This window comes from Sorangium sp. So ce448 (assembly GCF_051520915.1).
Classification (GTDB): Bacteria; Myxococcota_A; Polyangia; order Polyangiales; family Polyangiaceae; genus Sorangium; species Sorangium cellulosum_B.
This window is the reverse complement of record NZ_CP150343.1, coordinates 9,086,326-9,097,846: the sequence shown is the minus strand read 5'-3', so window position 1 is coordinate 9,097,846 and position 11,521 is coordinate 9,086,326. Positions and strand designations below refer to the sequence as shown.

Below are 11,521 nucleotides of genomic sequence, written 5' to 3'. Positions count from 1 at the left end.
GTCGTGCGCTGTGCCGCGAACTTTCCGGATCTTTTCGGGCGGCGGGCCTGCTCGACGCCGGAGGGGAGACATCGGTCCCCAGATGGCGGGCCGGTGATGGTAAAGCGACCGGCCCATGGACAAGGCCGAGCGCCGCCAGGCGCTCCTCCGCGCCGCGCGAACCGTGTTTTCCGAGAAGGGGTATCACGAGGCGAAGGTCGACGACATCGTCGCGCTCGCGAAGGTCGCGAAGGGGACGTTCTACCTGTACTTCCCCGACAAGCGCTCGGTGTTCGGCGAGCTCGTGCGCGGCCTCTTCTCGCGGCTCGGCGGCGCCATCCTGCGCGTGGACCCGTCGGCGGACGTCGAGGCGCAGGTCAAGCACAACATCCGCGCGATCGTGGCCGTCCTGCTCGACGATCCGGCGCTGACGAGCATCCTCCTGTCGCACGCGGCCGGGCTCGACCCGGCGTTCGTCAAGGAGCTGCGGGCGTTCCGCCAGGAGGTGAAGCTCCTGCTGCAGCAGAGCCTCGCGGAGGGGCAGCGGCTCGGCGTCATCGAGCCGGGGGACACCGAGCTCTACGCGACGTTCACGATCGGCGCGCTGAAGGAGGTGCTGTTCGAGAACGCCCTCGAGGAGCAGGCCCGCCCGCGCGAGCGGATCGTGACGGCGCTGCACGATTTCCTGCGGCGCGGCTACCTCCGGATGGACCCCGCGGCCGGGCTCGCGGCGAGGGGCCCGGAGGCCGAGCGCGCCGCGCCCGCGGCGGGGGACGCCCCCGGCGAGGCGCCGGAGCGGGTGAGCCCGCCGCGCGGCCGGCGGGCCAGGTCGAGAGGCGACTGACCGGCGCGTCAGTCAGGGCGGGGACTACCCAGGTCAGGCCGGCGGCGTAGGGATCAGGCGCCGCGCACGACCACGTGCCGGATGAAATTGTGCAGCGTCCGTGTGCCGAGCTGATCCGGCGCGATGGGGGCGAGGAGCGCCGGGACGTCGCGGCCCTCGGCCTGCAAGATCTCGCTCCGCCACGCGATGTAGCCGGCGATGACGTCGTGGTCCATCTCGGGGTGGAACTGCACGCCGTAACACGTGCTCGTGAAGCGGATGACCTGGTGGTCGTCGAGCTCGGTGAACGCGAGGCTCGTGGCGCCCTCGGGCAGCGTGCCGACCGTGTCGACGTGGGTCGCGTGTGTCTCGAAGCTCGACGGCAGGCCGTCGAAGAGGGGGTCGTCGGCGCGGCGCTGGACGCGGATCCTGCCGATCTCGCGGCCGCGCGGGTTGCGGACGACCTCGCCGCCGAGGGCCTGGGCGAGGATCTGGTGGCCGAAGCAGATGCCGAACGTGGGGGTGCCGGCGTGCACGACGCCGCGCAGCCACGCCTCGCAGCGGAGCATCCAGGGCTCGCGGTGGGGGACGTTGGCCGACGAGCCGGTGACGACGAAGGCGGCGGTCTCGGGGGCGCCGTGAGCGGGGAGCTCGTCCGTGCGGGCGTCGACGGTGGCGTATCCGCCGCTCCAGCCGGCGCCGATCGTCTGCTCGATCAGGTCGGCGAACTGGCCGCGTCGCTCGAGGACCGGGGGGACGGGCTCACCGGTCTTCACGATGACGATCTTCTTGCGATGTCGCACCCTTCCAACATAGCGCAGCGCCGCCGCCGGGCGAGGGCGGGGCTTGGCAGCGGGGGGCCGGGGCGCGAAGATGCGCCCCGATGTCCGCATACGTCGTGTCTCGCCCCATCTGGCGCCGGTTTCGCCCGCGTTTCCTGAGCCGCGCAGCGGCGCACGTGAGGGCCGGCGGGCACGCGGCCATCGTGCTGCCGGACGAGCGGGTCGACCTCCTGCTCTCCATCGGCGAGGACGGGAAGCTCACGGAGCTCGGGCTGTGGTCGCTCCTGTCGATCGAGCAGCAGCGCTTTCGCCGCGTGGGCGAGGGGCCGGCCAAGGGGCTCGCGACGGCGCGGGTGAAGCGGCAGTACGAGGGCTCGGTCCTCGACTGGTGCGAGCGCGACAGCACGCACCCGGGGGCGATCCGCGAGGTGGCGCTCGACTGCCTTTCGTGCGGCGCCTGCTGCCACGACGCCAACGTGCTGCTCGACGAGGTGGACCTCGCGCGCTTCCGGGGCGCCGGGCGCGGCGACCTCACGGGGCGCGCCTACGTGCGGCGGGCGCGGGACGGCAAGATCACGCTGCGCTTCGCGGCGAGCGGGCGATGCCAGCACCTCTGCGAGGACCTGCGCTGCGCCATCTACGAGATCAGGCCGGACAACTGCCGCGCGTTCGTCGTGGGGAGCGAGGCGTGCCTGTCGGCGCGCGAGGAGACGCTCGGGATACGGGACGGGGCGCCCGCGGAGCCGTGAGCGCGCTTCAAAACAGGAGCCGGACGCTTCCGCCGAGCGGACCGAGCTGCAGCTCGGCCTGGGTCGTTGTGCGATCGATCTTCATCTGACCCGTGATCCAGAGCGGTACACCCGTGAGGGTCATCGCGCCTCCGACGCTCATGAGCACGGTGGGAAACACCCATGCGCGGGACGCGCAACCGCAGGAATCTTCGCCGCGCGGTCGGGTGAGGAAGTACATGCCCGCTCCGACGGAACCGAGGACCAGTCCGCCCACGGAGAGGCCGGTGCCCACGTCGCGCCGGGTGGTGTCGACGGCGGGCGCCGGCGCCGTCGACTCGGCGTGCGCGTCGCCCACGAGCAACAGGATCACCCCGAACGCGGCGAGACGCATGCCGGCGAGGATCCCTGGTCGCGGCGCGCCCGTCAAGACGAGGAGAAGCTCCTCTATCGGTCGCGGAGGTGGCGCCGAGGACACGCGGGGACGCGAGGCTCGGTGCCACGATGTCCTGGGCCGGGAGCTCACGTCCGAACGCTCGTGAGCTGGCCCGCCACCGCGGCCTCATGGAACGCCGAGAGGTCGTGATGGGCGGCCGCCCCGTCCGGCAGGCCGTGGGTGGCCAGCCAGGCGACGCCTTCCTCGATGCTGGCGAAGACACGATGTGGAAACTGCTGGCGTCCCAGGGCGTTGAGCCCCGTGACGATGCTGCGCACGAGGGACGCGCGAAAGCCCGACCCGATGTGGATCACCGCCGAGTGGGACACGATGCCATCCACCGAACCCAACATCGCGGCGAGGGCGCTGCGGCTGCGCGTGTCGGGTACGATGGCCTCAGGGGTCACGATCTGCAGCAGCCACACCTTGCGGGACGGGGAGCTTGCCTGCGCCCCCATGATCGCCGCCTTCAGGGAGGCGGCGTGGTGCGGGTGGGTCGTCTTTATCCAGACCGCGGTGGCCAGGGAGCTCCAGTAGCCTACCGCGACATCCGCTGTCGCCTCGACGACCTGACAGCTCGCGCGCAACGGGTGCTGCTCACCCGCCTGGGTGAGCGACCGCTGCGGTGCGTCGCTGAGAGGTCTCCGTGCCATCGACGATCTGTCCACTCCGCTCGATTCTACGCGAACCTGGCGAAGAACACGGCGAAGAGTGGCCACGAGGGAGCCGCTCGACCGATGGGAACACACGGGGGCACATGAACGAAAGAACATGTTGTGAGGTTCCGGAGGGTCGGTACGATGCCAGGTGATGCGGCTTGGGTACTGGCTCGTCGTTGGAATGGCGATGTTCGCGGCGTCCTCGGCCAGGGCAGATGCGCCGAAGACCGACGCCGCGATCCGGAAGGCTCTCATCGCCGAGTCACGAGCGGCGTACAGCGGGAGCTGCCCGTGTCCTTACGATACCGATCGAGCGGGCAGACAATGCGGCAAGCGCAGCGCTTACTCGCGGCCGGGAGGCGCGGCGCCTCTCTGTTATGATCGCGACGTGACGAAGGAGATGATCGCCGAGTACCGCGCCCGCGACGCGGGGCGCACCCGCCAGGACTCCGCTTGTTCCGGCACGAGCAGCGGGGTACCCGTGCACGACGCGACCGGAATCAGGGGTCTCCGGTCCCTGCTTCATCACGGTCCTTCCCTTCCGTGATGGTCTTCGCCTGAATCGAAGGCTTCCTCGCCGTCGCCCCGCGGAATCGCATACACTGCACACATGAGCCACGTCGTGATGCAGGCAGCGGAGTTCTCGACGGCCGCCGCGGCGGAGCAGGCCGCGGCGGAGCTGCGGCGGCTCGTCGCGGACTACGTCACCTACGAGAAGACCGCCGACGCGCCGTGGAGCGAGGGCGCCGTGCCCGCGCCGCTTGTCGAGTTTGGCCGGCGGCACGGCGTGCCGTGGCCGGGCGACGCGACGTCGCGGTTCCTGCTCAAGGGCCTGTTCGGCGACGAGGCGAACGTGCTCAGCGTCGATCGCCTGGTGTTCTTCTGGGGCGGCGGCTTCGATCTCGGCGGCGCGTGGCTGCGTGCGGTGCTGCTGCGCGGGCTCGGCGCGGTGCACTGCACCGACCTGCCGCAGCTGGTGGTGCGCGTGGACGATCCGCAGGCTCGCGCGGCGGCGTCGGGCGAGTTCCTCGTCGAGGAGGACTTCGAGGAGCAGTTCACGATGACGTCGGACGACGCCGTGCTCGACGGTGCGCTGTTCATCATCACGTTCGAGCGCGACGGCGACCGCGTTCACCTGACGTTCGACGACTCGGGTGTGCAGGAGTGGGCGTTCGTCGCGATGCTGCCCCAGCTCTCGGGCGACGATCCCGCGCTGCGCGCCCCCGCGCGGGGCCTGCACGGTACGGGCAATCACGGCGTCTGAGCCGCTCACAGCGCTAAGGTCCGCCGTCCTCCTCGCCCGGCCCGAGGAACACGCTCACGCTCCGGAGATCGCGGTGCGCATAATGCACCTTCACGGTCTCCGCGTGCGCGCGCCGCCCGAGCTTCTCATACGCCATCACCAGCAGCTCGAGCGCGGCGTCGCGGTGCTCGTCCGTACCGAGCCAGTGCAGGTCGAGCCCGAACGTCAGCGCCGCCGCGGGCCGCCCCTCGGCGCAATCGCGCTTCGCCGACTCGATCCACGTCTGCACGCGCGGCGGCTGCGTCTTCCACGCCTTCACGCGCTCATCGGGCGAGCCCACGCGGATGCTCCCGGCGCCGGGCGGCAGCGCGGGCCCGAACGTGCCGAGGGTCGGGATGCGGTCCGCATCGAGCCAGCGTTGCGCGGGCGGATCCTCGGCGAGGGCCTCGCGGTCGGCCTCCTCGAACCATTCGATGGCGGCGAGCGCGGCGTACACCTGCAGCGGCGCCGGCTCCTCCTCGTAAGGGCCCGAGATGCGCTCGCGCTCGCGCGCGCGGGCAGCGAGCACCGCGAGGGGCGTGGGCTCGCTGTCTCTCCAGGTCTCCGCGGAGTCGCGGGCGTAATTGTGCGCGATGCACGTCGGTGGATCCGCGGGGTCGTCGTACCACAGGCCATGGTGCAGCCCGTCGGTGTCGCCCCACATCACGGTGACCAGCTCGGGCGGGTCGGCGCGGAACCGGCACTCGAGGCGCGGGTCGAGCCCGCCGCGCGTCTTCCGCTCGAGCCCGCCGTCCTCGAACCAGATCATGATCCCACCCGGCGATCGCCCGAGATCGCTCATCCCCTGCCGCTCCATCGCGTCGAGGCTGCGCCAGAACGCCGCGAAGGTCGCGAGGTAGCGCGGCAGCCGCAGGCCATAGACCTCGTTCATTCGCGCGGCCACGGCCTCGAAGCGGGCGTTCATCGACGCGAGCGCCTCGGCGCGGCGGCGCGCCCCGAGCTCGTCGGTCGCGAACATGTCCGCGCTGTAGCGCGCCGGCGCGAGGCCCACCGTCGCCTCGAGCGGCGCGTCGAGCTGCGAGGAGACGCCGCGGGACCTGAGCCCGTCGAGCGTCGCGGCGAGCTCGTCGAGCGCCGCCGCGGGCTCGCCCATCCGCGCGAGCGGCACGACGATCAGCTCGCCGGACGGCCCTCGGTTCGTGCGCGCCTCGAAGAGGCTGAACTCCGCGACGAGGCCGAGCCCCGGCGCGAAGTACGGCGGGTCCCAGCTCGCGAGCCTGGCGCGCTCGTCCTCGACGGGGAACATCTTCTCCCAGCGCTCGTGCGCGAGCGCGAGCGCTGCCTCGATCTCGGGGTTGCTCATGGCGTTCGCCGGCCTACGCGAAGCCACGCGCGGGCGGTGCCGGCGCGCCCTCCGTCGTGGTCGGTCAGCAGGAGCGGCGGCACGCTTCAGAATTGAACTCTCGGATCCGCCATCCTCGATACCGAACCCCACGATCTCGTGGTGGCGAGCGCGTTTTTTACAGCCTGGTGGCGAGGAAGGCCGGACGTGAGTGGCGACCGGCAAGCCGCCGCAGCAGCCCCGGCACTCCGGCTATGGCATTGAGGCGGAAGCCCGCGCTTTCGATCATCCGACCCACCGTGCTGGGCAGGAACGTGTGCGGGTGGGCCTCGACCAGGATGCTGCCCTTGTGGATCTGCCGCGTCAGCAGCTCGAAGCGCCAGCGCCCGACCAGCGATAGACAGTCGACGCCGACCAGCAGCTTGCCGCCCGGACGCAGCGCCCGCGCCGCGTTGCGCAGGATGGTCAGCGGCTCGCGAACATGGTCGAGCACGTTGTAGGTGACCACCGTGTCGAAACAGGCCTCGAAGCCCAGATCTTCGCCCGGCGTCTGGACGTACTCGCCCTCGGCCGCAAGACCCTCGACCCAGGTCAGGAAAGGGGCAGCCCAGGTGTCCACGACCAGCCGAGTCTCGCGCATAGGCAGGCGGGGCAGGGGATCGACCTTGACCAGCCGGCGCACCCCGGTCTTGTGACGACTGAACGACACCACACTCACGCCCAGGGGGCCGCAGCCCACCTCCAGCACATCCTTGCCGTACAGAAGGTCGCGCTGCGTCGCGTCGTCGAACAGCGACAGGAATTCCGGCTTTTCCGCGCAGATGCGCAGGATCTCGCGCAGATCGAGCTCGCGCCAATAGCTAAGCTCGGCGGTCTGGGCGGCGGTCCACCGGTCGAGGGTCACGGCCGAAGTCAAGATGCGTCTCCTGACAGGATGTTCGCCTGCTCGACGGAACCGGGGCAGGAGGAGTTGTTATAGGAACACGGGCTTCCCCCGCCGCCCCACGCAAGCACGGTGCTCGCCACGGCGACGCCGCCGGCCTGCAAGAATGGCCGGTGATTCGGCGTGCCGCGCCGGTTCTTCCACGGGTATCGCCGTACGGGAAACGTGATCAAAGGACGTTCGACCGGGACAATGAGCCCCACACCCATCGAAGCCATGGTTTGCCCCCCAAGCGACGGATGATACGGCGGGCAGCCCGCACGCACGCTCCAGTCACTCGGGAGCGTATGTGGCTTTTACATTCCTGTCAAGTTGCGGAGATTCGAATGAATAAGCTCCCTATGTGTCCTCGACGCCACTGGCACGCGAACACGCTTTAAGAGAAGCGCGCTCCGCGCGCGACGTCGCCCAGTTCTTTCAGCCCAAGCTCGCGCCGCTTGTGCATGAAGAGCTCTGGCTCGCGGCGCTAGGAGCGCATGGGACGGTCCGCGGCGCGCGCCCGAGAGAACACCACGTTGCGGCCGTGGGCTTCGGCGCGAGCGTGACCGCAAGGTGTACGTTCGTTGATACCTATCAGGGGTCCCGCCGACCAGCGCCGCGTCCACTCCTCAGCGTCCTGGCCCGCAGACAAGTGCACGAAAACGTGGATGCTCACTTCCCACGATCGACACGGGCCACGTCGGTAACGATGCGGTCCACGCCCGCGAGCATGGCCTGTGGCGAGAAGCGCGTCATGGCGGCGGCACGCGCCCGCGCCCCCATTGCGTCGCGCACGCCGGCGTCCGACAGCGACGCGAGCGCCGCCGCCAGCGCGCCGGCATCGTCGGGCGGCACCAGCAGGCCGGTCTCGCCGTGGTCGACGATCTCCTTCACCCCGCCTGCCGCCGTGGCCACCACGGGCCGTGCGGCCAGCATGCCCTCCACCACCACGCGGCCAAATGGCTCGGCGCACACAGAGGCGTGCACCACCACGTCCATGCAGTGCATCAGCTCCGCCACGTCGGCGCGGAAGCCGAGGAAATGCACGCGGCCAGCGAGATCGGGCTGCGCCGCGCGCGTGCGCAGCGCGGCTTCATAGGCGTGCTCGCCGAACAGCGGGGCGCCCACCAGCACCAGCGTCGCGCCGGGCATGCGCGCGATGGCATCCATCAGCACGCGCTGCCCCTTCCACGGCGTCAGCCTGCCGAACAGCCCCACCACGAGGCCGTCCGCCGGCAGGCCGTTGGCCACGCGCAGTGCCAGGCGGTCGCGCTGCAACGCGGCGTCGAACGGCCCCGGCTCGATGCCGTTGTGCTCCACGTCCACGGGCACGGCGGAGCCGGCCAGCGCGCGAAATGCGTCGGCGCTCGCGTGGGAGTTGGCCACCACGCGCGTGAGGCCGCGCGACAGCCAGCGGATGGCCAGCCGCTGCGACCGGCCGAAGAAGCTCGCATCGACGATATCGTGCAGATGCCAGACCACGGGCCGGCGGTGCAGCCATTTGCCCAGCACGCAGACGGCCATGGCCTTCTGCGTGTTGGCGTAGACCACGTCGGCCCGGGCCGCGCGCCGGGCCACCCGGCACACCAGCGAGGGCAGCGCCAGCAGGCCGCGCAGCGCGCCCGTACCCAGCCCGCGCTGCCGCAGCCCGCGCACGGCGGCGCTTGCCTCCACGCTGACCCGCACGCCCTGCGCGGCCAGCCGCTCGCGGAACGGGCCATCGTCGAACAGCAGCACTTCGCTGTCATGGCGCCGATGACGCGCGATATCGAGCAAGCACAGCTCCGCGCCGCCGAGCTGTCCGCTCTGATCGACAAACAGCACGCGCTGGGCGCCGGTCAGGGGCGCGCTCGCCGGGCTGGCCTCATGCGCCGTCGAGTCCACGCGCATCATGCCGGGAGGGTCCTGCTCAGCCATGGCGCACCAGCTCCTTCGCGGCATCGGCCACATCGACGGTGCAGGCGCGCGCCGGCCGGCGTGCGCCGGACAGCAATGCGCCGTAGACCTCGGCATACTCGCGCTGCACCCGGTCCACGCGCAGCCAGGCGGTGCCCGTGGCGGCGCGCGCGCGCCAGCGGTCCAGCAGGGCCCGGTCACGCAGCAGGGCCGTCAGGGCCTCGCCCATCAGGCGCGGACGCCGCGCAGGCACGAGCATGCCGGCCGCGCCGTATTCGAGGGCCTCGGGCACGCCGCCCACCGCCGTGGCCACGATCGCGCAACCGGCTTCGCGCGCCTCGCTGAGCACCAGCGGGAATGCGTCCGAATGCGATGCCAGCGCGAACACGTCGGCGGCCCGCATCCACTGGCGCTGGTCGCGCACGAAGCCGGGCAGGTGCACGGCATCGGCCAGGCCGAGGTCGCGCGCCAGTCGCTCGCAAGCGGCACGGTCCGGGCCATTGCCCACGAGGTAGAGCTGCGCCGCCGGCACCGCGCGGCGCACATCGGCGAACGCGGCGATCAGGTCCAGCACGCCCTTGCGTGCGTACAGCCCGCACACCGTGACGATCGACGGCCCGGCCAGCGACATGTCGGTCACCGGCCACCGCGCGAGCCGCGCCGAGCCAATGGTGCCGTTGCGCACCACGCTGATCTTGTCCGCCGGAATGCCGCGCCGGACCATCGACGTCGCCACGGCGCCGCTGACGACCACCACGCGGTCACCGACCCGCATCAGGTCCGAGCTGCGCTGGAATTCGTTGTAGACCGCGGTCACCAGCCCGTAGCGCGCGCCGCCCATACGCCGCGCCAGCCAGGCGATCAGCGCGCCCGACACCATGTGCGCATGGACGATCTCCGGCCCCATCGCGCGCGTCAGCCGGCGCAGTCCGCGCACGGCCAGCGGCAACGCAAGCGGCTTGCGCTGCGGCAGCGTGACGTGGCGCACGCCGGTGCCAGCCAGCCAGTCGCCAAACCCGCATTCGGCGGACGCGATGACCACCTCGTGCCCGGCGGCGGCCTGCGCGACCGCGAGGTCCACCATGGTGTTGACGATGCCGTTGCCGACGTCGAGCGCGTGGTTGGCCAGGTGAAGAATCCTCATGTCTTGCCTCCGTGGTTCGCCTGCGTGGCAACGTCCTGCGGGGCGGCATCCCGCGCGCGTCGCGTCAGCCGCTGCCAGGCCGATTGCGCCACGTCGCGGAACGTGGCCGAGCTGTGCAGCGACCATCCCATGTTGCCCAGGGCGAGGGCCGTGCCCACCGCCAGGCAAGGTATCCAGCCCTCCACGTGCGAGGCCACCACCAGCGCCACCAGGACGAACGCCAGGTGCGGCGCCATCTCGCGCAACAGCGGCCGCGCGCGCATGCCGCAGTACCGCAGCAGCGCCGCATACTCGACCACGCCGCGCACCAGCGCCGCCATCACCGCGCCCAGGATGCCGAACAGGTAGACCCCGCCCCACAGCAACAGCGCGAAGGCCGGCAGCAGCAGCATCGACACATGCGCCACGCCTGCCTCCTTGCCTTGTGCCAGCATGAGGTTGCGCGCCACGGTGGTCTGTCCGGCAAACCACACACCGACGATCATGATCCGGCCGATATCGCCCGAGCTGGTGGACAGCTCCTGACCCACCCACAGGTGCAGGAACGGCTCGAGCACGAACAGCGCGCCAACGGTGACCGGCGTGAGCAGCGTCTGCAGGAAACCCAGGGAGTGGTGGGCGATCTCCACCGCTTCCTCGCGCGGCGCGGCCGCGAGGCGCGGGAACAGCGTGCGCGAGAGCGCTTCGGAGAGCAGGCTCAGCCGCGACACCAGGTTCTGCGGCACCGCGTAGTACGTGACGAAGCGCGGCGGTTGCAGCGCGCCCACCACCACGCGGTCGAGCGATTCGCCGATCATGTTCGCGGCCATCGTGAGCTGCATCCAGCGGCCGTAGCCGAAGAGCCCGCGCACGCTGGACCGCTGCGCGGGCTGCACGGTGCGGATCTCCAGCACGCGCAGCGCCGCCACGCCGAGCATCAGCGCAAGGATCGCGCGCGCGATGACCGCGGCGCCCAGCGCCACCTGCAGCGTCGGCGCGAACACGAAGGCGGCCGCCACCGGCAGCACCTGGAACAGCACCGTGCCGATGGTCTGGTTGATGTTGAACACCGAGAAGCGCTCGGCCGCGCTGATGGCGCCGGCAAACACCACGCCCACGTTGCCCACCGGGATCACCAGCGCGATCCACGGTAACGCCTGCGCCACCTCGGCCAGCAGCGCCTCCGACGCATGCGTGACCCAGTGGAAGTACGCGCCGGCCACCGCCCACAGGATGGCCGCGCCGAGCAGCCCGGTGGCCAGGTTGGTCCAGAGCGCGCTCCAGAAGGTGCGCCCGACGTCCTCGCGATCGGCCGCGGCCAGCGCACGCGCGATGTGCTTCTGGCCGGCCAGGCTGATGCCGAAGTCGCACAGCGTGAAGTACCCCACCAGCACCCACACCAGCGCCATCACGCCGAAGCGTTCCACGCCCAGCACCTTGATGTACAGCGGCACCGTGACCAGCGACACCAGCGTCGGCAGGGCCGATCCGGTCAGGTTGATCAGCAGGTTGCGCCGCAGCGTCACGTCCATCATGGCCGCGTCGCTTCCGCGGCCAGCGCGGGCCGCCACCGGTACATCAGGTTCTT

General features: G+C 71.1%; 11 protein-coding genes and 1 pseudogene. 4 read left to right on the top strand and 8 right to left on the bottom strand.

Annotated elements, in window-relative coordinates; translation table 11 throughout:
- Positions 1–115 precede the first annotated feature (115 nt).
- Positions 116–823 (top strand): TetR/AcrR family transcriptional regulator, encoded by a 708-nt coding sequence (locus WMF45_RS34435; RefSeq protein ID WP_437709566.1) that lies wholly within the window; start codon positions 116–118, stop codon positions 821–823.
- Positions 824–876: 53 nt separating this feature from the next.
- Here the strand turns inward: WMF45_RS34435 and WMF45_RS34430 are convergent, their stop codons facing one another.
- A complete protein-coding gene (locus tag WMF45_RS34430; RefSeq protein ID WP_437709564.1) occupies positions 877–1,605 on the bottom strand; it encodes a glutamine amidotransferase in 729 nt (242 codons plus the stop codon).
- An 80-nt stretch (positions 1,606–1,685) separates the two neighbouring features.
- On the opposite strand from WMF45_RS34430, the gene WMF45_RS34425 reads away from it, so the two are divergent.
- Positions 1,686–2,333 carry a YkgJ family cysteine cluster protein gene (locus WMF45_RS34425; RefSeq protein WP_437709562.1) on the top strand — a complete coding sequence of 216 codons (648 nt, stop codon included), beginning with the start codon at positions 1,686–1,688 and terminating at the stop codon, positions 2,331–2,333.
- Between the two features lie 7 nt (positions 2,334–2,340).
- Here the strand turns inward: WMF45_RS34425 and WMF45_RS34420 are convergent, their stop codons facing one another.
- Positions 2,341–2,706, bottom strand: coding sequence for a hypothetical protein (locus WMF45_RS34420; protein ID WP_437709560.1), 366 nt, complete (start codon positions 2,704–2,706; stop codon positions 2,341–2,343).
- Between the two features lie 128 nt (positions 2,707–2,834).
- Positions 2,835–3,335, bottom strand: a complete 501-nt coding sequence (locus tag WMF45_RS34415) for a hypothetical protein (protein ID WP_437709558.1) — start codon at positions 3,333–3,335, stop codon at positions 2,835–2,837.
- Between the two features lie 253 nt (positions 3,336–3,588).
- Between WMF45_RS34415 and WMF45_RS34410 the strand changes: the two are divergent.
- Positions 3,589–3,831, top strand: a pseudogene (locus tag WMF45_RS34410) (hypothetical protein); the annotation flags it as partial.
- 186 nt (positions 3,832–4,017) lie between these two features.
- Positions 4,018–4,671, top strand: coding sequence for a hypothetical protein (locus WMF45_RS34405; RefSeq protein WP_437709556.1), 654 nt, complete (start codon positions 4,018–4,020; stop codon positions 4,669–4,671).
- Between the two features lie 13 nt (positions 4,672–4,684).
- Here the strand turns inward: WMF45_RS34405 and WMF45_RS34400 are convergent, their stop codons facing one another.
- The 5 genes from WMF45_RS34400 to WMF45_RS34380 form a co-directional block, all read right to left on the bottom strand.
- On the bottom strand, positions 4,685–6,013 hold the full coding sequence (locus WMF45_RS34400) for an ADP-ribosylation family protein (protein ID WP_437709554.1): 1,329 nt from the start codon (positions 6,011–6,013) through the stop codon (positions 4,685–4,687).
- A 157-nt stretch (positions 6,014–6,170) separates the two neighbouring features.
- On the bottom strand, positions 6,171–6,896 hold the full coding sequence (locus WMF45_RS34395; protein ID WP_437709552.1) for a class I SAM-dependent methyltransferase: 726 nt from the start codon (positions 6,894–6,896) through the stop codon (positions 6,171–6,173).
- Positions 6,897–7,586: 690 nt separating this feature from the next.
- The gene (locus WMF45_RS34390) at positions 7,587–8,831 is read right to left on the bottom strand and encodes a glycosyltransferase (RefSeq protein ID WP_437709550.1); all 1,245 of its coding nucleotides are present in this window, start codon (positions 8,829–8,831) and stop codon (positions 7,587–7,589) included.
- Positions 8,824–9,954 (bottom strand): glycosyltransferase, encoded by a 1,131-nt coding sequence (locus WMF45_RS34385; RefSeq protein ID WP_437709548.1) that lies wholly within the window; start codon positions 9,952–9,954, stop codon positions 8,824–8,826. The genes WMF45_RS34390 and WMF45_RS34385 overlap by 8 nt, the downstream gene beginning before the upstream one ends.
- Positions 9,951–11,468 carry an oligosaccharide flippase family protein gene (locus WMF45_RS34380; RefSeq protein ID WP_437709546.1) on the bottom strand — a complete coding sequence of 506 codons (1,518 nt, stop codon included), beginning with the start codon at positions 11,466–11,468 and terminating at the stop codon, positions 9,951–9,953. Before WMF45_RS34380 ends, WMF45_RS34385 begins: the two co-directional genes overlap by 4 nt.
- Between the last annotated feature and the right edge of the window lie 53 nt (positions 11,469–11,521).

What these genes read in the sequence shown, in the direction of transcription:
- WMF45_RS34405 (WP_437709556.1), top strand. Translation starts at nt 4,018, where the DNA reads ATGAGCCACGTCGTGATGCAGGCAGCGGAGTTCTCGACGGCCGCCGCG.
- WMF45_RS34435 (WP_437709566.1), top strand. Translation starts at nt 116, where the DNA reads ATGGACAAGGCCGAGCGCCGCCAGGCGCTCCTCCGCGCCGCGCGAACC.
- WMF45_RS34420 (WP_437709560.1), bottom strand. Translation starts at nt 2,706, where the DNA reads ATGCGTCTCGCCGCGTTCGGGGTGATCCTGTTGCTCGTGGGCGACGCG.
- WMF45_RS34390 (WP_437709550.1), bottom strand. Translation starts at nt 8,831, where the DNA reads ATGGCTGAGCAGGACCCTCCCGGCATGATGCGCGTGGACTCGACGGCG.
- WMF45_RS34425 (WP_437709562.1), top strand. Translation starts at nt 1,686, where the DNA reads ATGTCCGCATACGTCGTGTCTCGCCCCATCTGGCGCCGGTTTCGCCCG.
- WMF45_RS34385 (WP_437709548.1), bottom strand. Translation starts at nt 9,954, where the DNA reads ATGAGGATTCTTCACCTGGCCAACCACGCGCTCGACGTCGGCAACGGC.
- WMF45_RS34400 (WP_437709554.1), bottom strand. Translation starts at nt 6,013, where the DNA reads ATGAGCAACCCCGAGATCGAGGCAGCGCTCGCGCTCGCGCACGAGCGC.
- WMF45_RS34380 (WP_437709546.1), bottom strand. Translation starts at nt 11,468, where the DNA reads ATGATGGACGTGACGCTGCGGCGCAACCTGCTGATCAACCTGACCGGA.